This is a genomic window from Streptosporangium sp. CA-135522 (assembly GCF_050949235.1).
GTDB lineage: Bacteria > Actinomycetota > Actinomycetes > Streptosporangiales > Streptosporangiaceae > Streptosporangium.
In genome coordinates, this window is record NZ_CP192026.1 from 4,689,214 (window position 1) to 4,710,594 (window position 21,381).

General features: G+C 68.9%; 20 protein-coding genes and 1 pseudogene. 15 read left to right on the forward strand and 6 right to left on the reverse strand.

Going from position 1 to position 21,381, the window contains the following annotated elements:
* Window positions 1–84: 84 nt before the first annotated feature.
* From ACQPYK_RS21805 to ACQPYK_RS21830, 6 genes and pseudogenes are all read left to right on the forward strand, one after another.
* On the forward strand, window positions 85–1,338 hold the full coding sequence (locus tag ACQPYK_RS21805) for an MFS transporter (protein WP_433257896.1): 1,254 nt from the start codon (window positions 85–87) through the stop codon (window positions 1,336–1,338).
* Window positions 1,335–2,807, forward strand: coding sequence for an amidohydrolase family protein (locus ACQPYK_RS21810; protein WP_433257898.1), 1,473 nt, complete (start codon window positions 1,335–1,337; stop codon window positions 2,805–2,807). Before ACQPYK_RS21805 ends, ACQPYK_RS21810 begins: the two co-directional genes overlap by 4 nt.
* A gap of 456 nt (window positions 2,808–3,263) precedes the next feature.
* Window positions 3,264–4,412: a serine hydrolase domain-containing protein gene (locus tag ACQPYK_RS21815; protein ID WP_433257900.1), complete on the forward strand. Its 1,149-nt coding sequence runs from the start codon at window positions 3,264–3,266 to the stop codon at window positions 4,410–4,412.
* Window positions 4,413–4,650: 238 nt separating this feature from the next.
* A pseudogene (locus tag ACQPYK_RS21820) lies at window positions 4,651–4,785 on the forward strand (IS30 family transposase); the annotation flags it as partial.
* 177 nt (window positions 4,786–4,962) lie between these two features.
* Window positions 4,963–5,247, forward strand: a complete 285-nt coding sequence (locus tag ACQPYK_RS21825; protein WP_433258876.1) for a GNAT family N-acetyltransferase — start codon at window positions 4,963–4,965, stop codon at window positions 5,245–5,247.
* Window positions 5,248–5,335: 88 nt separating this feature from the next.
* Window positions 5,336–6,982, forward strand: coding sequence for a pentapeptide repeat-containing protein (locus ACQPYK_RS21830; RefSeq protein ID WP_433257901.1), 1,647 nt, complete (start codon window positions 5,336–5,338; stop codon window positions 6,980–6,982).
* Between the two features lie 296 nt (window positions 6,983–7,278).
* On the opposite strand, the gene abc-f is transcribed toward ACQPYK_RS21830, so the two are convergent.
* Both abc-f and ACQPYK_RS21840 read right to left on the reverse strand, forming a co-directional pair.
* The gene (gene abc-f, locus ACQPYK_RS21835) at window positions 7,279–8,916 is read right to left on the reverse strand and encodes a ribosomal protection-like ABC-F family protein (RefSeq protein ID WP_433257902.1); all 1,638 of its coding nucleotides are present in this window, start codon (window positions 8,914–8,916) and stop codon (window positions 7,279–7,281) included.
* A 675-nt stretch (window positions 8,917–9,591) separates the two neighbouring features.
* The gene (locus ACQPYK_RS21840; protein ID WP_433257903.1) at window positions 9,592–9,945 is read right to left on the reverse strand and encodes a TetR-like C-terminal domain-containing protein; all 354 of its coding nucleotides are present in this window, start codon (window positions 9,943–9,945) and stop codon (window positions 9,592–9,594) included.
* Window positions 9,946–9,948: 3 nt separating this feature from the next.
* On the opposite strand from ACQPYK_RS21840, the gene ACQPYK_RS21845 reads away from it, so the two are divergent.
* The 3 genes from ACQPYK_RS21845 to ACQPYK_RS21855 all read left to right on the forward strand — a co-directional run bounded on the left by ACQPYK_RS21845 (window position 9,949) and on the right by ACQPYK_RS21855 (window position 12,654).
* Entirely contained in the window at window positions 9,949–10,566 is a 618-nt protein-coding gene (locus ACQPYK_RS21845) for a hypothetical protein (RefSeq protein WP_433257904.1), read from the forward strand.
* Window positions 10,567–10,674: 108 nt separating this feature from the next.
* Window positions 10,675–11,154, forward strand: coding sequence for a MarR family winged helix-turn-helix transcriptional regulator (locus ACQPYK_RS21850; RefSeq protein WP_433257906.1), 480 nt, complete (start codon window positions 10,675–10,677; stop codon window positions 11,152–11,154).
* 72 nt (window positions 11,155–11,226) lie between these two features.
* On the forward strand, window positions 11,227–12,654 hold the full coding sequence (locus ACQPYK_RS21855) for an MFS transporter (protein ID WP_433257907.1): 1,428 nt from the start codon (window positions 11,227–11,229) through the stop codon (window positions 12,652–12,654).
* Between the two features lie 384 nt (window positions 12,655–13,038).
* Here ACQPYK_RS21855 and ACQPYK_RS21860 read toward each other — a convergent pair whose 3' ends face one another.
* On the reverse strand, window positions 13,039–13,659 hold the full coding sequence (locus tag ACQPYK_RS21860; RefSeq protein ID WP_433257908.1) for an MFS transporter: 621 nt from the start codon (window positions 13,657–13,659) through the stop codon (window positions 13,039–13,041).
* A gap of 21 nt (window positions 13,660–13,680) precedes the next feature.
* Between ACQPYK_RS21860 and ACQPYK_RS21865 the strand changes: the two genes are divergently transcribed.
* Window positions 13,681–14,103, forward strand: a complete 423-nt coding sequence (locus ACQPYK_RS21865; RefSeq protein WP_433257910.1) for a hypothetical protein — start codon at window positions 13,681–13,683, stop codon at window positions 14,101–14,103.
* A gap of 249 nt (window positions 14,104–14,352) precedes the next feature.
* Window positions 14,353–14,886, forward strand: coding sequence for a DNA adenine methylase (locus tag ACQPYK_RS21870; RefSeq protein ID WP_433257912.1), 534 nt, complete (start codon window positions 14,353–14,355; stop codon window positions 14,884–14,886).
* Between the two features lie 48 nt (window positions 14,887–14,934).
* Here ACQPYK_RS21870 and ACQPYK_RS21875 read toward each other — a convergent pair whose 3' ends face one another.
* The gene (locus ACQPYK_RS21875; RefSeq protein ID WP_433257914.1) at window positions 14,935–16,092 is read right to left on the reverse strand and encodes an erythromycin esterase family protein; all 1,158 of its coding nucleotides are present in this window, start codon (window positions 16,090–16,092) and stop codon (window positions 14,935–14,937) included.
* A gap of 90 nt (window positions 16,093–16,182) precedes the next feature.
* Between ACQPYK_RS21875 and ACQPYK_RS21880 the strand changes: the two genes are divergently transcribed.
* A complete protein-coding gene (locus ACQPYK_RS21880) occupies window positions 16,183–16,884 on the forward strand; it encodes a TioE family transcriptional regulator (RefSeq protein WP_433257916.1) in 702 nt (233 codons plus the stop codon).
* 189 nt (window positions 16,885–17,073) lie between these two features.
* On the opposite strand, the gene ACQPYK_RS21885 is transcribed toward ACQPYK_RS21880, so the two are convergent.
* The gene (locus ACQPYK_RS21885; RefSeq protein WP_433257918.1) at window positions 17,074–17,784 is read right to left on the reverse strand and encodes a TetR/AcrR family transcriptional regulator; all 711 of its coding nucleotides are present in this window, start codon (window positions 17,782–17,784) and stop codon (window positions 17,074–17,076) included.
* A gap of 124 nt (window positions 17,785–17,908) precedes the next feature.
* Between ACQPYK_RS21885 and ACQPYK_RS21890 the strand changes: the two genes are divergently transcribed.
* The 3 genes from ACQPYK_RS21890 to ACQPYK_RS21900 all read left to right on the forward strand — a co-directional run bounded on the left by ACQPYK_RS21890 (window position 17,909) and on the right by ACQPYK_RS21900 (window position 19,783).
* Window positions 17,909–18,265: a hypothetical protein gene (locus ACQPYK_RS21890; protein ID WP_433257920.1), complete on the forward strand. Its 357-nt coding sequence runs from the start codon at window positions 17,909–17,911 to the stop codon at window positions 18,263–18,265.
* On the forward strand, window positions 18,262–18,594 hold the full coding sequence (locus ACQPYK_RS21895; RefSeq protein WP_433257922.1) for a nuclear transport factor 2 family protein: 333 nt from the start codon (window positions 18,262–18,264) through the stop codon (window positions 18,592–18,594). Before ACQPYK_RS21890 ends, ACQPYK_RS21895 begins: the two co-directional genes overlap by 4 nt.
* A gap of 295 nt (window positions 18,595–18,889) precedes the next feature.
* The gene (locus ACQPYK_RS21900) at window positions 18,890–19,783 is read left to right on the forward strand and encodes an NAD(P)-dependent oxidoreductase (protein ID WP_433257924.1); all 894 of its coding nucleotides are present in this window, start codon (window positions 18,890–18,892) and stop codon (window positions 19,781–19,783) included.
* Window positions 19,784–19,985: 202 nt separating this feature from the next.
* Here the strand turns inward: ACQPYK_RS21900 and ACQPYK_RS21905 are convergent, their stop codons facing one another.
* A complete protein-coding gene (locus ACQPYK_RS21905) occupies window positions 19,986–21,230 on the reverse strand; it encodes a GNAT family N-acetyltransferase (RefSeq protein ID WP_433257925.1) in 1,245 nt (414 codons plus the stop codon).
* Window positions 21,231–21,381: the final 151 nt, after the last annotated feature.

The following is a 21,381-nucleotide window of genomic DNA, read 5'->3' on the forward strand; positions in this document are numbered from 1 at the left end:
CTTCATGTCCCTGCACGAAGCACTCTCGGATGACGTGATGGAGGGTTGCTGGAACGTCGATTCGAAAGCTCCGGAGGTCTGTGAATGGGACTCGCCGAAGACACCCCCACCTTGGCGTCCGCGCAGATACGCAGGACGGCGACCGTCACCGTCGGCCTGCTCATGGGTGTCTGGGTGATCGACTACGTCGATCGGGTGATGATGGCCGTCGCGTTGCCGTTCATCGGCGAGGAGTTCGCGCTCACCAAGACCGAGCAAGGCTGGCTGATCACCGCCTTTTCCCTGGTCTATCTGCTGTGCCAGGTTCCGGGCGGCATCCTCGCCGACAGGTTCGGCGCTCGCCGCCAGCTCATGGTCTCTCTGCTGCTCTGGTCGGTCTTCACCGCTCTGACCGGCATCGCCTGGGGGCTGGCGTCCCTCCTCGTCATCCGCGCCCTCTTCGGCGTCGGCCAGGGGCTCTTCCCCGGCGCCTCCTTCAAGGCCATCGCGGAACGCACCACCCCCGCCGCCCGCGCCACCGCCGCCGGCGCCATGCTCGCCTCCAACCAGCTCGGCGCCGGCGTCGCCCCGCTCATCGTCGCGCCGCTCATCCTCGTCCTCGGCTGGCGCCACACCTTCTGGGTCACCGCCGCCGCCGGCGTCGCCATCGGCGTTCTGCTCTGGAAGCTGCTGCCCAAGGCGCTGCCCGCCCACCTCAACGGCTCCGACATCGTTCAGGACAAGGGGATCAGCCTCGGCGCCGTTATGCGCTCGCGGTCGGTCTGGAAGTTCGCCGCCCTCTTCTGCACCACCAACATGCTCGGCTACGGCCTGATCACCTGGGTGCCCAGCTACCTGCTTGAGGAGCGCGGCATCTCCCTCATCAACACCGGCGTCATGGCCGCCATCCCCGGCCTGGTCGCGTGCGCGACCACATTCCTCGGCGGCTGGCTGTTCGACCGCTTCTTCCACGACAGGACCAGGCTCTACGTCATCCCCTTGCTCCTGGTCACCGCCGTGCTCCTGGTGCTCATGCTGATGGCCGACTCCGCCGTCGGGTTCACCGTCTACCAGACCCTCGCCATGGGTGTGGCGGGCCTTTCCGCGATGGGCATCCTCGGCATGCCCGTGCGCGCCCTGCCGCCCGCCGTCATCGGATCCGGCATGGGCATCGTCAACGTCGGCGGCCAGATCGCCGGTGTCCTCGCCCCTGTCCTCATGGGCTTCCTGGTCGACGAATTCTCCTACACCGCCGCTTTCGGCCTGCTCATCGCCACCACCATCCTTGGCGCGCTGATCGCGTTGATCGTGCCCCAGCGCCCTGAACAGTTCAGCCTCGGAACGAAGGAGCTCGCGTGACGACATACGATCTGGTCCTCGCCCGCGGCCGGGTCATCGACCCCGAGACCGGTCTGGACGCCGTGCGCGACGTCGGCGTCGATGGCGGGGTCATCCAGGCCGTCTCCGACCAGCCGCTCGACGGCGTCACCACCGTCGATGCGACCGGCCTGGTCGTCAGCCCGGGCTTCATCGACCTGCACAGCCACAGCATGGACGTCGCCGGTCACCGCCTGCAGGCGCTCGACGGAGTCACCACCGTCCTGGAACTCGAGGCCGGCGCCTACCCGGTCGCCGCCGCCTACCGCAGGGCCGAGATCGAGGGCAGGCCCCTCAACTACGGCTTCGCCACCTCGTGGGCCGTGGCCCGTATGGCCGTCCTCCTCGGCCTTGACACCGGCGGCGACCTGAAGAACGACTTCCTCGCCAACATCGGCCGCGAGGAATGGCAGCGCGCCGCCCCGCGGCATACCGTCGATCGCATCGTCGGCATGCTGGAGCGCGACCTCGGCGACGGCGCACTCGGCATCGGCATCCTCGTCGGCTACGCGCCCCGCATCGACCCTTCCGAGTACCTCGCCGTGGCCGCCCTCGCCGCCCGCGCCGGGCTGCCCACCTATACCCACGCCCGCGAACTTGTCGAGATGGATCCCACCACCCCCGTCGACGGCGCCGAGGAGATCGCCCGCGCCGCCGCCGAGACCGGCGCGCACATGCACTACTGCCACGTCAACAGCACCTCCATCCGCCATGTCGACCGCGTGCTCGGCCTGGTGGAGAAGGTCCGCGCCGAAGGCTCGCGCGTCACCACCGAGGCCTACCCCTACGGCGCGGGCATGACCGGCATCGGCGCGGCCTTCCTCGCCCCGGAACTCCTTCACCGGCGCGGGCTGACCCCGCACTCCATCGGCCTGCTCGGCGCCAGGGGTCGCATCCCCGACGCCGACACCCTGCGCCGGGTCCGCGAGAGCGAACCCGGCTCTGCCGCTTTCGTCCACCTGCTCGACGAGGATGACCCCGCCCAGTTCGACTACATCCAGCGAGCCCTCACCTTCACCGACGCCGCCGTCGCCACCGACGCCGTACCCCTCCTATGGCGCTCGGGCGCACCCGACCCGCTCTCCTGGCCGCTCGCGCCCGACGCCGTCACCCACCCTCGTACGGCAGGCACCTACGGCCGCACGCTGCGCAGGCTCGTCCGGGAGAACGATGTCCTGTCGCTGCCCGAGGCCGTGCGCCGGTGCACGCTCATCCCCGCCGACGTCGTGGGCTCAGGCGTCCCGGCGATGCGGCGCAAGGGCCGCGTTCAGGCGGGCTGCGACGCCGACCTGACCGTTTTCGACCCCGAGACCGTCAGCGACCGTGCTAGCTACACCGAGACGGCCAGGCCTTCCTCCGGCTTCGTCCATGTCCTTGTCGGCGGCCAGTTCGTGGTCCGCGGCGAGCATCTGCTGCCGACCGCCCTGCCCGGGCGCGCCGTCAGAGCCTGATGCCTGTTGAATTCTTGCCGGCTCCAACCCGGTGGATGTGGGCTGGTCAGCGGTGCGCACCCGCCTCTCATCACTGTGCGGCAGCTCCCGGGCATCGCCGGGCCCGACGTGTCGGCTCCTGAGCATGTCCGTTCTCCCTGTGTCGGGCCTTGCGGCCCCCGGGACAGGTTGCACAGCAGCCGCAGTGGCAGCACCGGCGGCAGCTCGCGGCCCCGGACCCGGATCGGGACCCTACCCCGGACCCGGATCGGGGCAAGGACCAGGACCAGGGTCCTGGTCCCGGGCCGGGGGAGGGATCCAGGGCCCCGGCCCTGGATCATCCGCTGTCAGGAGGTTCGCCGCCTCTCGGAGTGATGGTCTGGATACCGGCCGGGAACCCCCGGCAGACATCCGTATTTCCGCCGGGAGGCAAAAATGATTATGAAGAGTGTGGGCCGGCGTCGTTTCCATGCGGTCGTGGCGTCAGCGGCCATGGCCGCGTCGGTCGGTGCGCTGTCGATCGGTGCGCTGGCGGTGAGTCCGGCTCACGCATCGTCGTCGGGATACGATGGGGCGGCCTTGCAGGCGGATCTGGATGCGATCCGCGACGCCGGCACGCTGGGAGTGCAGGCGCGGGTGGTCTCACCCGGCGGTGACCTGGCCGCGGCGAGCGGTACGGCGGTGCGGGGCCGCAACGTGCCGATCCCGCTCGACGGGCACTTCCGGATGGGCAGCAACACCAAGACCTTCGTCGCTGCCGTGGTCTTGCAGTTGGAGGCGGAGGGCCGCCTGTCCCTTGACGACAGCGTCGAGCGGTGGCTTCCCGATCTGGTGCGTGGCAACGGCAACGACGGGCGCGCGATCACCATCAGGCACCTGCTCCAGCACACCAGTGGCCTGTATGACTCCGTGGGCGACATCGAGAAACAGATGCGCACCGAGCGGGGCTACCGCACCTACCGGTTCCTGCGCATGAACCCGCGGCGGTTGGTGGCTCTCAGCGTCCGCCAGCGCCCGCTCTTCGCCCCCGGCTCCCGCTGGAGCTATTCCAACATCAACTACCTCTTGGCCGGGCTGGTCATCGAGCAGGCCACCGGGAACTCCTGGCGCAAGGAGGTGAATCGCCGGATCATCACGCCGCTGCGGCTGCGGAACACGACCCTGCCCGGCGACTCCCCGCTCCTGCCCAAGCCGCACGCGCAGAGCTACACCCAGGACGCCGAGACCTCCCGGCCGTTCCGCGCCACCCTGCTCAGTCTCGGCTGGGCCGGCGCGGCGGGCGAGGCCGTCACCACCACCGGCGACCTGAGCAGGTTCTGGCGTGCGCTGCTGGGCGGGCGGCTACTGCCGCCGCAACAGCTGAAGAAGATGACGACCACGGTCCCCGTCGGCGTGCCCGGCAGGGAGTTCGGCCTGGGCATGGCCAAGCAGCAACTGAGCTGCGGGATCACGGCCTGGTCGCACCCCGGCGGTACACCCGGGTTCATCACCGACAACGCCGTCACCCAGGACGGCCGCTCCAGCGTGATCGTCTCACGCACCACCTATCCCGGCACACAAGAGCAGGCCCAAGCCACTGCCCGCCTAATCGACAACGCACTCTGCGGCACTTCACCGACCGACTGATCATCCCCGTGCGGCAGGACCTGGTGGCGTGCCTGTCTGCGAGAATCCTTGCCAGAAAACACGGGATCATCTGACGCCTTGGTCATGCCGTCGCTCTGGATGCAGCAGGAGCCGATCTTGCCGACCGTCGATGAACGATGGCGGCCTCAAGGGATCAACGCATCACCCATAGATGATCATGAAGCCGTGGAGGTGCGTGTGCGAGACCGCGGGTTTTCACCCGTGGTCTCGCGGGAGGGCGATCTACCTGTCGCTTTATGATCCGCGCCGCAGGCAGACGATCGACCGATCCCTGACTCAACGGCTGCGCATCGCGCGCCCGATGCGCCGTTCGCGCGGAGTCCGCCGACCGACCGGGCGCGAGACCATCCGATGGAAAGGCCGCTGCGACCGAGGTGGGTGTGCTCCACGTGTGCCCCCTTCAGGCGGAGCCGAACTGTTCGGTGAAGCGCCCGGTGAACAGGTCGCTTCCCACACTCAGGGGAATGAATCCCGCAACGGATCGGCTGACCGATGCGCCGCCGTCCGGCGGCCCGACCAAGGAGACCTCATGCAGATTGACGTCAAGCTCTCCCTCGGCGGCGATTCCTTCGAGGCAAAGGTGGACGGCAAGCACGCGGGACGGCTGGATCTCGTCCGGCGCGGCGCCGTCATCGTCTATCCCCATACCGTGGTCGACCCGGAGTTCGAGGGCAGGGGGGTGGGCAGTGAACTCGTCCGCGTGGCCTTGGACGCCGCCCGCGCCGAAGGAGTGACGATCGTGCCGAGCTGCTGGTTCGTGAAGGGCTGGATCGAGCGTCATCCCGACTACGCCGACCTTGTCGAAGGTCCCTGAGGGATCTCCGTTCTCCTCCCTTGAGGATAGGATTCAGGTGTCTCGGGGGAGATCGTGAGCGGAAATGTCGGTAATACCTCGAGTACTCATGTCGGCCGCGATCCTGGCGGCGGTCGTCCTCAGCCCTCTGTCCAGGGCTGAGGCCGCATGCACGCCCGGAAGCGGTCTCAAGCTGGCCGGCAGGAACCTCAGCCGAGCCCCCCTGCCTGCCGATCTGACCTGTGCGGATCTGCGCAACGCGAAGCTGGACGGCGTGTCCGTGCGGAGCGTGCTCACCGGGGCCGATCTCAGGGGCGCCTCGTTCAAGGGAGCGAACCTGAGCTATGCGGAGATGGCGGGTGCCGACCTGCGCAAGGCCGATCTCTCCGAGGCCAGTTTCCCCGACGCGAACGCCCGCGGCGCCGATCTTCGCGGAGCGAATCTCGACGACGCCTCCTTCTACGGCGCCCACCTGGAGGGAGCCGATCTCAGCGGGGCCACGATGGTCCGGGCCAAGGCCTACCAGGCCCAGTTCGACGACGCGAAGCTCGTCGGCGTCGATATGCGCGACGCCGAGGCGTACAACGTGGACATGCGCCGCGCGAACCTCACCCGGGTCAAGGCCGGCAAGGCCAAGCTTCGCAGCTCCACGTTCCTCAAGACCGTGTTCCGGGACGCCGACCTGACAGGGACGGAGCTCTACTCCACGGCCCTGGAGGGGGCGACCTTCAAGGGAGCCGACCTCAGCCAGGCCGACCTGCGTGACGCGACCGGCGCGCGACTCGCGGGCAGCACGGGCGTGCCCCAGGAATTACCTCTTCCTGACGCCGCGTGCGAGCCGGGCGGCGGGCAGCAGTACGCGGGCTGGGACCTGACCGCGATCAAGAAATTCCCCAGTGACCTGAGCTGCGCCGACCTGACGGGCGCCAAGCTGGACGGAGTCGATCTGAGTTCCGTACGGCTCGACCGTACGATCCTCCGTAAGGCCTCGCTCACCGGTGCGACGGTCCGCTATCTCAAGGGAGCCGACCTCAGGGGGGCCCGTCTCGGCCAGGCCGAGCTCAGAAGCGTCGAGCTTGCGGGGGCGGATCTGAGCGGTGCCTTCATGTCCAGGGCGAAACTCAACAGCGGAAACGCCATTGGCGCCAAGTTCGTCGGCGCCGATCTCACCGATGCCGACCTCTCCTCCATCAAGGCCGACCAGGCCGACTTCACCCGGGCCCGGATGGATCGGGCCGAGATGGGCAGCGGCCAGTTCTTCGACGCCGTTTTCAAGAACGCCAAGATGATCGCCTCCGATCTGTCCCACGCCGAGGTGAAAGGCGCCACCTTCGAGGGCGCTGACGTCACCGACATGGACGTCGAATACGCCAAGGACGCCGACCTCTCGGGTTCCACGAGCAGACTGGCGACCGGCTGGATCATCGTCCTTGCAGTCTGCGGCCTGCTCGTGGTCGCCCTGGTGCTCCGAGCGATCAGGATCAAGCTGAGGCGCCGCCGAGCCGGGCGGCGATCCGCCGCCGAGTCCAAGGCCGCTTTCGAGGCCGGCAGGCGGCGCGCCGAGGAGGAGGTGACCCGGCTGGGCGAGGAGATCGATCTCCTGGACCAGGAGGGCGGGGACGGGACCGACTGGCACGCGGTCCTCGACGCCTACGACGCGGCCAAGGCGGCACTCGCGACCGCCGGCGACATCGGAGACCTGAAGGCGGTCAGGGAGATCGTGGACAGGGGGCGCGATGCGTTGACCCGGCCCTGAAGGCGGTCCTGAGGAGGGTCGTCTCAGTCGGCTCCAGGATCGGGTCGCCGGGCCTCTGCCGGGGCTGAGGCCCGGCAGAGGCCAGGCAGCGATGAAGACGACGGTCTCGGGGTAGGCGCTCGTCCGGCATCGACTACGTTGGGCCGCTCACGCGGATGGCGGCGGGCCCGTGGCCGTATCAGGGGTGTCGGCAACGAAGTCGTCACGAAGCGCACGCGGTCGTGTCAGCCCAGGTCGGCGTTCTGAGCTGGGAGAACAGAACCAACCGCGTGATCGATACCGACCTGGCAGGCGCATCAGGCGCCTTGCGGACCCCCTGCTTCCAGCAGGCGGCCCTCGGAGAGCCGCAACCAGCGGCTCACTCCGATCTCTGCGAGGAACCGCTCGTCATGGCTGACCACCACGAATGCCCCCTGGTACACCGCGAGCGCGCTCTCCAACTGGCCGACGCTGACCAGGTCGAGGTTATTGGTGGGTTCGTCCAGCAACAGGAGCTGTGGTGCCGGCTCGGCACACAGGACGCAGGCGAGCGTGGCGCGCAGCCGCTCGCCGCCGGAGAGCACCTTCACCGGAAGGTGGGCGCGGGAGCCCCGGAAGAGGAAGCGGGCCAACAGGTTCATCCGATCGGCTGGGAGCATCCCGGGCGCGAAGGCGGCGAGATTCTCCGCCACGGTGCGGTCGAGGTCGAGCAGATCCAGCCGCTGGGACAGATACGCGATGCGCCCGACGGCCCGCCTGACGAGACCGCCCTCCGACTCCACCTCGCCGTTGACCATGCGCAGCAGCGTGGACTTGCCGACGCCGTTGGGCCCGGTCAGGGCGATGCGCTCCGGGCCTCGGATGGTCAGGTCGATCCCCTGCCCGGTGAAGAGGGGGCGTTCGCCGTAGCGGGCCTGCATGCATTCGCCGTGGAAGACCGTGCGCCCGGCCGGGACGTTGGTTTCCGGTAGATCCAGCACGATCTTCTGGTCGTCGCGCAGGGCGCGGCTTGCCTCGTCCAGTCGGGTCCTGGCGTCGCTGACCCGCGCGGTGTGCGTCTTGCCCGCCCGGCCCGCCGATTCCTGGGCTCCGCGCTTCATGTTCCCGGCGAAGATGCGCGGTAGGCCGGCGCTCTTCAGGTTGCGCGCGGCATTGCCTGCCCGGCGCTCGGCGCGCTCGCGGGCCTGCTGCATCTCCCGCTTCTCGCGCTTCAGCTCCTGCTCGGCGCTGCGCACGTTCCGCTCGGTGGCCTCCTGCTCGGCGCGCACGGCCTCCTCATACGCGCTGAAGTCACCCCCGTACGAGCGCAGCTCTCCCTGGTCGAGTTCGGCGATGCCGTCCATGCGGTCGAGCAGCGTCCGGTCGTGGCTGACGAGCAGTAGGCAGCCGTTCCAGTCGTCGAGCACGCCGTGGAGCCTACGGCGGGCGTCGAGGTCGAGGTTGTTGGTCGGCTCGTCGAGCAGCAGCACATCGGGTCGCTTCAGCAACTGCGCGGCCAGCCCGAGGGAGACGACCTGGCCACCGCTGAGCGTGCGCAGGTGGCGGCCGAAATCAACGTCTCCGAGGCCGAGCCGGTCAAGCTGGGCGCGAGTGTGCTCCTCGATGTCCCAGTCATTGCCGATCGTGTTGAAGTGCTCCTCGCTGGTGTCCCCGGACTCGATGGCGTCCAGGGCCCTGATCACTGGGGCGATCCCGAGGACCTCGGCCACGGTCAGGTCGCCGGCCAGGGGAAGGCTTTGCGGCAGGTAGCCGAGTACGCCTCCGACCGTGACGCTTCCGCCACCCGGCCGGTATTCGCCGGCGATCAACTTGAGCAGGGTGCTCTTGCCCGCGCCGTTGGGGGCGACCAGGCCGGTGCGGCCGGGGCCCATGGTGAAGGACAAATCGTGGAAGATCGGGGTGTCGTCAGGCCAGGAGAAGGACAGGTTGGAACAGACGATGAACACGCCGGACATGGAAGAGACCTCGTATGGAACGCGGGCGCGCCGCAGCAGCCCGACAGGGTGACAGGGATTTGTGAAACAACGACATGGCCTCGGCGGCGGTTCTACACGCCTGCCGTGGACCGATCACTTCCGGTATCACCCGGAGATGTCGTCGTCACCTGTCATGTCTGGTTTCCCCTTGCCCGCGATTACGAGTGCCGTCCACCGTAGCATCTGTGCCCGGAACGCTGCCTCATGAATAGGCCGGTATTCCCGTGAGCGGCGCGGCTCCTACTGGTCTCCCGGGCCTTCCCCCGAGTCCGCCCTGACGACCCCTCGTCGCTCGCAGAACCACCGGCCGAGAGGCCGGCGGATGTCCGGGCTGCCGGTCGATCGCCAGGTCGCCGTTCTCCGCGCGGACCAACGCAGAAGCCTTCGGCAAGGCCCGGCAGTGGGTGAGTGCTCACAACGTGTTTCCGGATCTCGGCGCCGCGAGGACCGGGCATCTGCGCGGGGATTCACCGGCTCGGCAGGCAGTCCATGGTCGACAAGCTGTTGTTCATGGTCGTGGAGTCCGTCGCCGCGATCGCCGGGCACCCAGGCGTGGGCCGCTCCACTGTCCGTCAGACCGGGCCGACCCCGATATGCGCCTCGGCCGGAAACCGCGACAGCGGACGCTGGGCAGGTCTCGGCGCCGGTGGAAGATCAGTCCGGGGTCGGCCCGCGTCGCCGTACTAGAGGCAGGTACACCTCGTCGACGATCTCGACGAGGACGTCGTCGGGTGCGGTAGGGACCCCGCGCACGACGAATTCGTTGCGCAGCAGGACGATGGCCACGGTGGCGACCCGTGGATGGAGTGCTTCGGGGGCCGCTTCACCGCGTGCGACCGCGCGCCCCAGGATGGTCAACCAGGGGGCGGCTGCGGCGTCGCCGGACTGGTCTTGCAGCTGCGCAAGGAGTTCCGACACGCCGCCGGCTGCAGAGAACAGTTCGCGCAGGATCGCGCCGAGGGGGGAGCTCCAGTAGCGGTTCGCCTGGCGCTGCTGAGCCGGCCGCATCGCGTGCGTGAGCAGATCGGCGAGGTCAGCGCGCGTGTCAACGACTTCCTCGGCAGGGTCGTGGCACTCGTCCGTGAGCACTTCGGCGGCAAGGTGACCTACGCCTCCGTACCGCTTGAGCGCGTCGACTGGACACCCTTCGACATCATGTCCGTGGATCTCTACCGGTCGGCCGAGATCGCCGACCGCTTCGCCGAAGGCGTCCGTAACCTTGTCGCGCAGGGAAAGCCGGTCGCGATCACCGAGTTCGGCGCGGCCGGCTACCAGGGGGCCGGCGAGCGGGGCGCTCACGGTCTGGAGATCGTCGAGTACGGCAAGGACACCCGTGTTCCTGTTCGGCTGAAGGGTCGGTACGCCCGCGACGAGGCAGGTCAGGCCGCGTATCTGCGCGAGCTGCTGGAGGCCTTCGAAGCCGGAGGCATCGACGGCACCTTCGTGTTCACCTTCGCGCTCTACGACCACCCGCACCGCCCCGACGGCGACCCTCGTGAGGACCTGGACCTGGCAAGCTACGGCATCGTCAAGGTCTACGAGGACCGCCTCGGAGCCACCTACCCCGACATGCCGTGGGAACCCAAGGCCGCGTTCGCCGCACTCGCCGACTACTACCGGCAGCGCTGAGACGGCGGAAGCGGTCTTGAGTGTCGTGGTCATGCATCCCGGTCATGCCTCGGCTGCCTGCGGAATAGGCATGACGCAGATAATCCGCAACGAACTTAGACTGGCCCCATGACCACTATGGCCTCGACGCGCACCGTGCCCGACCTGTCCTTCCTGCTCGACCACACCAGCCACGTGCTCCGTACCCGGATGGCGGCGGCCCTCGCCGAGATCGGGCTGACGGCCCGCATGCACTGTGTGCTGGTTCACGCCGCCGAGGAGGAGCGCACGCAGATCCAGCTCGCAGAGATCGGCGACATGGACAAGACAACGATGGTGGTCACGGTCGACGCCCTGGAGAAAGCCGGCCTGGCCGAGCGCCGCCCGTCCAGCGCCGACCGGCGGGCCAGGATCATCGCGGTCACCGAGAAAGGCAGGGAAGTGGCCAAGCGCAGCCAGGAGATCGTCGACGGCGTTCATCGCGCGGCCCTGGACGCGCTGCCGCAGGCCGAGCGTGAGGTGCTGCTCCGTGCGATGGATCGCCTGGTTCAAGGGCACCTCGCCACCCCGGTGGAGGCACCACAGGCGGCGCGGCGAGCCCGACAATAGATCCGCAAGGGATCGTCTATAACAAAACTATCTGTTACGGTTTCTCTTGTTGCTTCCGAACAGGAGAAGACCATGTCCTATCCCCAACGCCTCGCCCTCACCGTGCTGTCAGCGGCGATGCTGATGTCGATTCTCGACGGCAGCATCGTGACCGTGGCCATGCCCGCGATCCAGCGCGATCTCGGCTTCACCACCGCCGGCCTGAGCTGGACCATCAACGCTTACCTGATCGCGTTCGGCGGGTTACTGCTGCTGGCCGGGCGACTGGGTGACCTCATCGGACGCAAGGCGATGTTCCTGACCGGAAACGCGGTCTTCACCGCCGCCTCTCTGCTCGCCGGGGCGGCCACCGGTCCCGGCCTGCTGATCGCCGCGCGTTTCCTGCAGGGGGCGGGCAGCGCGATGGCCTCGGCGGTGGTGCTGGGAATCCTGGTGACGCTGTTCACCGAAGCCGGGGAACGCGCCAGGGCCATCGGCGTCTTCAGCTTCACCGGTGCCGCCGGCGCTTCGATCGGCCAGGTCTTGGGGGGAGTGCTCACCGATGCGCTCAGCTGGCACTGGATCTTCTTCGTCAACGTGCCGATCGGACTGGCCACCGTCGCGCTGGCGGTCAAGGTGCTACCCGCCGACCGCGGCGTGGGGCTGGCCGCGGGTGCCGACGTCCTCGGCGCCCTACTGGTGACCGCGGGGCTGATGCTGGGAATCTACACGGTCGTCAAGATCGAGGAGTACGGATGGCTGGCCGGCCACACGCTGGGCCTTGGGGCCGTGTCGCTCGTCCTGCTGGCCGCCTTCCTCCTCCGCCAGGCGAGCGCGCCCACCCCTTTGATGCCGCTGCGCATCTTCCGCTCGCGCAACGTCTCGGGTGCCAACCTGGTGCAGATGCTGACACTGTCGGCCATGTTCGCCTTCCAGATCATCGTTGCCCTCTACATGCAGAAGGTTCTCGGTTACGGCGCCCTCGACACCGGGCTGGCGATGCTTCCGGCGGCGGTCGCCATCGGCGGCGTGTCGCTGTTCGTCTCCGCCCGGCTCAACACCCGTTTCGGGGAGCGCGCCGTCCTGGTCGCCGGCCTGGTGCTGCTGCTGGGCGCGATGGGCTGGCTCACCAGGGTGCCGGTGCAGGCCTCCTACACCGCTGACCTGCTCCCGGTGATGCTGCTGATCGCGGGTGGCGGGCTGGTGCTTCCCGCGCTGACCACGCTGGGCATGTCTGGGGCCAAAGCCGACGATGCCGGGCTGGCGTCCGGGCTGTTCAACACCACCCAGCAGATCGGCATGGCGCTCGGCGTCGCCGTCCTGTCCACGCTCGCCGCTTCGCGCACCGGCGTCCTGCTCGCCTCCGGGGCCTCCGAGGCGGCGGCGCTGACGGGCGGCTACCGGCTGGCCTTTACGGTAGCCGCCGGGCTCCTCGCGGCCGCCCTCGTGGTCAGCCTCGCCGTACTGCGGCGTTCCGCTCCTGCTCCGGCCCAAGAGAAGGTCCCCGTCACCGCTTCCTGACCCTCCCACCTCCGCCGACGTGCCCGCGCCTGGATTTTTGGCCTCCTTCGATTCCGAAGGCTGGGTCGCGCTGCTGTTCGAGGACGTGGACGGCCGTCCGCCCGCCCCGTGGCGGACCGATGAGCTGAAGCGAGTTCTGGACGCCTTGACTCAGTCGGCCGTTGCGTCGGCCCCCGCCCCGATTGTCGCCCCGCCCGCCGAGCAATGCTTCGGTGAGCGGTTCCAGGGGTGGCGGCGCCTGATTTCGGCTCGGGAAACAGGCGCTGGCGCTCCCGTGGTGAAGGCCGGACCGCCGGGCCGATGACGGCCGTGGTGAGCCTGACCATCGGTTCGTCCTGGTGTACGGCCGGGGGCGGCTCGCGCGGGTGGTGTGGCTGATGGCGTTCAGGCCGGCTGCTTGCGGGCGGGGCGGGGAAGCAGGAGGCTGCCGATCATGGCGAGCGCGACCAGCAGTAGGTCGACGACGACCACGGTGGCCAGAGCGGAGGCGTAGGCGGCTGGCTGGACCGCGGCCGGTTCCCAGAGCCTGGAAGAAGACCGCCCCCACAGCGGCCAGCCCTCGGCGCGGCCGAGCACCAACGGCACCAGCACCAGGGCGAGGCTGAGGCAGATGCCGGCCGCGCCCACCGGGTCCAGCCGGGGCCTGGCCGCCGAGCGCAGACGTGGCAGCAACCGATGGGCCAGTACGGCGGCGGCCGGCGCGATCGGCACGTTGACCAGGAAGATGACCCGCCATCCCAAGCCAAGCACGTTCGCCTGGAGCAGGACGCCGCCCAGCACCTGCCCGGCCACCCCGCCTACGCCCACGGTGACGCCGAACCACGACAGCGCACGGGAACGTTCGGCCGGCGGGAAGACCGCGCTGATCAGAGCGAGCACCTGGGGCACCATGGCGGCTCCGGTCAGGCCCTGCAGCAGACGCGCGGCCACCAGTTCGCCGGAGGTCTGGGCGAGACCGCACAGCAGTGAGGCTGCGCCGAAAGCGAGTGTGCCGACGATGAACATCTTCCCAAGGCGGCCATCACGGTGGCGTTGGTCCAGGCGTTCGACCAGCGCAGGGCCGAGATGGTCGCGCGCATCCAGCCGGAATCGCCCGGCCTGGTCCGGGTCCAGCAGCTGCTCGAGGCGCTGACGTCGGCGTTGACGGACGATGCCGCCATTCAGGCGGCATCGCGCCTGCAACTCGAACGCAACGTCATCGACGCGCCGCTCCCGCCGCCGTTCGTCGGCTGGATCGACTCCTTCACCGCTCTGTACGCCGACGCGGCGGCTCAGGGCGAACTGCGCGACGGCGTGGAGCCTGCCACGCTGGGGTGGATGACGGCCGCCGCGTTCTTCGGTGTCCAGCACGTGTCCAACGCCTTGACCGCCCGCGCCGACCTGGCCCGGCGCATCAGCGAGTTCTGGACCCTCTTCCTTCCCGCCATCCAGGCTCCGCCGCCCTTGTGACCTCACGACGCCTATCTGTCCGAGCCTTCCTCGGCGCACGCCGCCCTGCTCGCGCGGGCGCTCGGAGAGCAGCCGTAGTCGTAAGGGAGCGGTCCTGATCCAGCGGGTTGCTGAGGTCCGATGATCAGACGCCGCCGTCGCGGTGGGGGACCGGCCGAAGAACGGCGTCGAGGATGACCCGGAGGGCGAACCCGATGGGGGAGGGGTGAGAGCTTCGGCTCAAGGGGCCTTCGGGAACAGTCTCGCAGTATGGATGGTGGTAGCCCGCGTCGGCCTGGTGGGGGTGCGGTAAGTCGACGCGCAGGCCGGGGCTCTGCCCGCTGGACAGGATTCAGGCGCCTGGGCTCGGGGCGACGCCGCTCAAAGTTATTGATCTACATCGTAAAGGCGACCGGTCGGAAGATCGCCGACCAGATCGCCGTCATGCTGCCCGAGCACACCCACCACGTCGAACCGTTCGCCGGATCCTTGGCCGTACTCCCGGCCAAGAAGCCCTCCCGGCTGGAGACGGTCAACGACCTGGACTGCGATCTGATGACCTTCTGGAAGGTTCTGCGCGAGCAGCGCCCGATCGAGTTGGCCCGCCGAGGCCGAACGCCGCAAGGAGACCCCGGACGAGACCCGCGCCGTCGCCAAGAGCACCGGCCGAGCCCGCCTGGGCTACGACCGGACCCGCGTTCTGCTCCACCCCTACACCGGACTCGATCTCCACCAGCTACGGCACTCCGCGGCCATCCATCGTCCACTGCTCACCCAGCTCAACGCCGAAACGGCGGCCGGTGACAGCGGCGTCAACGGCACCCGGGCATAGATGGTGTGATGGTGCGCCTGTCAATCCAGCCTGACAGCCTCCTTGAGGAAGACGACGCCGTCGATCATGCCGAGCTGGGCCGGGTCCAGCGGGAAATAGGCGAAATCGTGGGAGATGCGCGGGGCGGGCTTCGTGATGGCCTCGGCCAGGCGGCGGGCGTCGATGAGCGAATGGTCCCACGGGAGCGTGGACAGGATGCCCTCGACGGTGTCCGGGGGCGGGGTGTCGTCGCCGGCCGTGCCGAATGCTGAGGCCAGGAAGGCGTACCGGTCGCCCAGGTGCGCTTCGGTGATCGCCCCCGCGCTCCACCACTCCAGCGTCTGGTCGCCGACCGGCATGAGGCTCTTGTTCCGCTGCAGGTGGAGGTTGTGGGCGAAGACCAGGGCCGGGCCGTGCTCGGCGACGGCGCGCAGGTTGGCGGCCATCATCGCGTCCCGCAGGGCCGACAGCCGCGTTATCCGCGCCGAGGACGTGTCGGCCATCCAGTAGTGGTAGCGGAGCAGGCCGACGGCGGTGCGCCCGTACAGTGCCGCCCGCTCCCTGTCCTTCGCGCTCAGCCGCGGCACCTGCGTGTCGAGCAGCGCCACCAGGTCGTCGGCGAGCAGCCGCAGCCGCTGGGCGTCGGCGGACTGGCCGATCGACTGGGACGGGTCCATGACCGTGGCCTCGTTCGTCCACCGTTCGTCCGGGCCGAGCAGCGCGTCGAGGGTCTCCCTGGTGCAGGGGAGCGGGCCGTCGAGGAGGGCGTAGAGGGCGGTGAGCGCCTGGCGCGGGCTCTCGGCCCAATACTCCAGCGGGCCGTCGAACCCGAAGAATCGGAGCTTTTCGTCATGCTTCTCGTTGTACGCGCGCATCCAGCGCACGAGGTCGCGGTTGGCCGGGGACGCGCCGAAGCGGTGGCTGAAACCGCGTTCCATGACGTCATCGAGCGTGTCCGTGCCCGTCGTGATGTGGTCGTCCACCATGAGGCCCCTGAGGCAGTCGCTCTCGATGGCGAACGACCGGTAGCCCTCGTGCTCGACCAGATGCCGGAAGATCTCGTTGCGCAGCTCGCCCAGCTCCCCTACGAAGTGCCTGGCCTCGCCCAGGCCGAGCAGCAGGGGCTTGGCGGGAAGCGACCGGAGGAACGTCGAGACGCCCGCGCCGTCGAGCGGCCGGGCCGTGTCCTTGATATCCATACCTTCAACGGTATCGTTGAACTTTCAGTGTAAACTTTGCCGCGAAATACTCGTTCTCATCGCGACAGACCTTCAATCGGTGATGCATTCATGAGGCCAGTGGACCTGGCGCGCGGGCATGGTCTGTCCACGCAGGCGGTCAGGAACTACGAGGAGGCCGGCATCCTGCCGGCCGCCGAACGTACCCCCCACGGCTACCGCGCCTACACGCCGCTGCACGCGCAGGCCCTGCGCGCGTTCCTCGCCCTCGTGCCCGGACACGGCCACCAGACGGCGACCTCGATCATGCAGGCGGTCAACCGGGACGCGACCGAGGACGCGTTGCGGCTCATCGACGACAGCCACGGCCAGCTCCTCGACGACCGCCGCACCCTCCAGGCCGTCGAAGCCGCGCTCCGCGATCTGGCGCCCGTGCCGCAGGAGCGCGGCGACACCTTCATCGGCCCCCTGGCGACAAGGCTCGGCATCCGCCCGGCCACCCTGCGCAAGTGGGAGAACGCCGGGCTGGTCCGGCCGCGTCGCGATCCGCAGACGGGCTACCGGGTCTACAGCGCGGCCGACGTACGCGACGCCCGGCTGGCCCACCAGCTCAGGCGGGGCGGCTACCTGCTGGAGCAGATCGCCCCGCTGATCGCCCAGGTCCGCTCCGCCGGAGGCGTCGCCCCGCTGGAGTCGATGCTGCGCGACTGGCAGGCCCGCCTGTCCGCCCGGGGCCGCGCCATGCTCACAGGCGCCGCCGACCTGGACGCCTACCTCCGCGCCCGCGATCGACCGGGTGGCGGCTTGCCGTAGCCATAGGAGGTCCGGGCCGAGTACGACGGAGTCCGGGACGGTGGCCGCGCGGGCGCCGGGTGCCGGCCCGGGCGGCGTGATCGGATCCGGTGAGGTGATCGTGCTGCAAGAGGGCGAGGCCGGCGACGCCGGCAATGTGCCCCTCATGGTCGGCACGTTCGCCGGATCTCCGCTGATCGCGGGCTGCGGTCACGATATGAGGCCGAGGGAGGCGACGAGGTCGTGCATCTCGTCGCGGTAGACAGTGGCCGGGTCGTGGATGAGGGTGCTCAGGTGGCCGTAGATCTCTAGGGCCATGAGCCCGTGCATGCGGCCCCACACCCTTAGCGTCATCGCGATGCCTGCCGGTGGCAGGTCCGGAAAGTCCTTCCGGACATGGGCTACCAGGTCCGGATCGAAGTCAGCCCAGTTGTAGGCGCGGTCCTGGGATCGGCGCGCCTGGGCTGTCGGCCAGGCTGCGGCGACGAGGCCGATCAGTCCGCTGCAGGCGCGTGCCTCGGCTTGTTTGCCGGGGCCGTCGTCGGGCGGACGGTAGCCGGGCACGGGGTCGCCGTAGATCAGACGGAAGCCTTCGGGGTTGGCCAACGCCCACTCGCGCATGGCTTGGGCCCAGGCCAGGATCCGGCCGCCTGGATCGGTTTCCGGCACCGCGTCACGGGCGGCCTCGGCGGCGTCGACCGCCGAGGTGTAGACGTCGCCGATGAGCGTCGTGATCAGGTCATCGCGGGTGGCGAAGTAGCTGTAGATCGCGCCGGCCGTCATGCCCATCTCACGGGCGATCGCGCGTAGCGAGATGGCGTTCGGGCCGCCGTCCGCCATGAGCTTCATGGAGATCGCCTTGATCTCGGCGCTGGTCTGGGTGCGTAGCCGGTCGCGGCGGCTCATCGTGTGGTCGCTCACAGTTGACAGTCTACAGTGTTGATTCTAGTCTACAGCATGCTTTAACTAAACACCGTGTAGTAATACGACGGCATATAGAAATGGGGCTTGTGGCCAGAGAAGGACCTCGTCCCGGGCTGCTGCGTTGACCCGGCTCATCGTGGCGCTCGACTACAACATCGTGTACGTGGCGCTGCCCGACATCGGGCACGCGCTGGAGTTCAGCCCGCAGTCGGTGCAGTGGACGGTCAGCGCCTATGCCGGCGGGCTCGGTGGCCTGTTGCTGTTCGGCGGGCGAACCGTGGACCGGCTGGAGATCGGCGGCGCGCTCGGCCTCGCGGTCTTCGTCGTCCTCACCACCAGTTCGACCCATCTACTCGATGGCCTGCACCTCGCAGGCTGGACGTCCGCCGTCACCGTCGCCTGTGGCCTGGTCGCCCTCGTCATCAGGCCCCCTCTGCAACCACAGCGAACATCCACTTTGGAAGGAGCCGGCAAGTGAGCGCCACCGATGTGATCCTCGCCTACCTCGACATCTGGAACGAGCGAGACGCCGCCGCCCGGGTGACACTGATGAAGTCCGTCCTCACCGAGGACTCGCTCTACGCCGATCCCGACAACGCGGGTCTGCATGGGCACGCCGAACTGTCCGAGGCGATCGGCCGCGCCCGGGAGAAGCTCGGCGACCTGAGGTTCACCCTCGACACCGTGGTCGGCGCCCACCACGACCGTGCGCTGTTCAGCTGGAAACTCGGCACGGTCGCCACCGGCTACGACGTCGTCGAGTTCGCCGGGGACCGCATCCGCAGCATCGTCGGGTTCTTCACATGAGGTACCCGTAGCACGGCTGGACCGCCGCTTGGGCCACCTCGCCGCAATGACCGAGTGCCGGCTTCGGCCCCAGCCGGTCCACCGACAGCGTGCCGGTCCACCGACAGCGTGCCGGTCCACCGACAGCGTGCCGGTCCACCGACAGTGCGCCGGTCCCCGCCGGCGCGCTGGACTCGGCGACCATCACGACATACCTGGCCGAGCCGTCCGGACCGGCGACCTATCACGCCCAAGCCCTGGCCACGGCAACCACACCCGTCGCGGCGGACGCCGCATGAGATACGCAGGAGCACATATGTCCACCCCTTCCGCCTCGCAATCGCCGGTCACCGTTGTCGGCCTGGGACTGATGGGCCATGCGTTGGCCGCGGCCTTCTTGACGAATGGTCACCCGACCACCGTCTGGAACCGCTCGGCGGCCAAGGCTGACGATCTCGTCGCCAACGGCGCCACCCTGGCCGGCTCGATCAAGAGCGCGGTCGAGGCAAGCCCACTCGTCGTTGTCTGCGTCTCGGACTACGACGCCGTGCACGAGTTGCTGGACCCGGTCGGCGCCTCGCTGGCCGGCCGTACCCTCGTCAACCTGACCACGGCCAGTTCCACCCAAGCGCGCGAAACCGCCGGGTGGGCGGCCAAGATCGACAGCGCTTACCTCGACGGGGCGATCCTCGCCCTTCCCCAGGCCATCGGCACCGCCGATGCCACGCTGTTGTACTCCGGATCGAAGGCCGCCTTCGAGGAGCACCAGGCCACCCTCCAGGCACTCGGCGAGACCGGAACCGTTTACCTCGACGAGGACCACGGCCTGTCTGCCCTGTATGACATGTCCGTCCTGAGCATCATGTGGGGTGTCCTGAACGGCTTCCTGCAGGGTGCCGCACTGCTGGGCACCGCGAATGTCAAGGCGACGACTTTCGCGACCCTGGCCAGCACCGCGATCAACGTGACGACCGACTACGTTTCCGCATACGCGCAGCAGATCGACGAGGGCAAGTATCCGGCCACCGACGCCACCGTTGCCATCCACATGGGCGGGATGGAGCACCTGGTCCAGGAGGCCGAGGCGCTCGGCGTCAACGCCGAGTTGCCGAATTTCTTCCTGGAACTGGCCAAACGCGCGGCAGCCGACGGCCACGCCGACGACAGTTACGCAGCGATGATCAAACAGTTCCGCAAGCCCTCCGTCTGACTTCTTCCCTACGGTGGAACGAGCAGAGCCTGGTATCCGGATCACGCATTTCGTGATCCGGATAGCCGGTACGGGAAGGCGGCCGGCGCGGCAAGTCGGTCCTGCCGGGTAGTGATGGCTCGGGCCTCGTGCAACCAGGCGGGCGCGGTCGGCCAGGCGTTCTCGTAGCCGGCGTCCACGCTGATCCGAATCCCGAACAGGCCTAGTAAGGCAGGTAGTAGCTGAGCACATCGGCGGTGAGCGGCGGGAAGAGTGCCTGGAACAGTTCCTCCTCCCCGGCGTAGACGTCGGGCCGGATCCGGGTCAGCCCCTCGATTCCGTGCGGGCCGAACAGCAGGGCGGCCAGGTGGTCGGGCGCCACTCCGGCGCCCCCCACGGCTCCGGGCCCCTGCATCGCGCCGCCGGTGATGACCTCGCCGAGGCCGTCGGCGTGGACCGGGATCCGGTAGTGGGCGCCGAAGGTGGAGATGACGAGGTCGCGGCCGGTGCGATCCATCCCGGCTGTGGTGAGGCGGTGCCAGAGCAGTGGCCGCAACCGGTCGAGCAGCGCCGCGACGTGCGGGATGCGGACGTAGTACTGCTCCGCCTGCTTGCGCGGTTCGTGGTCGAGGAACTCCTGCCAGGCGGCGGCGGTCACGGTGCCGGTCCGATGGACGACTCGCACCTGGCTGCCGGGTGTCAGGGCGGCGACTCCGCGGAGCAGGTCCCGTGCCGCCGCCTCGTCGAGTGCGGCGGCCTCGGCCAGAAGCACCTGGTCGTCGGGGGGCGTGGTGCGTCCGGTGGCGATGACAGTGTCGGCGTGCTCCAGGACCCAGAGGGTGCTCGCCTCGTGGGCCAGCAACCATCGCCAGCATGCCGCCGAGTGTGGCATGGCCACGTCGAACCGGTTCTGGGTCGTGGCCTGCAGAGCTGCCATGGCGGGGATGTCGGAGGGCCGGGCGGCGCGGAGTGCGGGTGTCGCCTCGCCGGGCGGTGGGGTGTGCACGGTCAGCGCCGGCGGTATGTCGATGGCGTACTCGTAGCCGAACAGCCGGTAGAAGTACGGGATTCCGATCATCGCCTGAATGACGTGGCCGCGGGCGGCGGAGCGGTCGTGGGCCCATTGCATGAGCGTCCGTACGAGTCCGCGTCCTTCATATTCGCGGTCGGTGGCGACCAGTTCGACTTGGCCGGCGGGTAGGCGGATGCTGCCGATGCGTACTTCTTCGTCGAGGAGCGTTGCGGTGGAGACGACCCGGTCGCCGTCGACGACCACGGCGCAGGCGGACCAGCCGGCGTCGGGGTCTGTGACGACCAGCCGGTGGTCGAGGGCGTCGGCCGGTTCGCCGCGTTCGCTGAGGAGCGTGCCGATCTGGTCGAGGTCTGCGGGTTGTGCCTGTCGCAGGACGAGGCCGCCGGCCAGTGAGATGGGTGCGATGGGCGTGGGGGAGGCCGTGGTCTCGGTCACGGTGGGACTATCGCATCGCCTGGACCGCCTCGTCCATCGGGTTTCCAACGGATGGTGGCGCGGCCCGGTACAGGGCAGGTTGAATCTGGTTTCGCCTCGTTCGCGCAGCCCCTTTTCTTCCTGACGGTCTTCTTCGGCTCCTGCAGCGTGG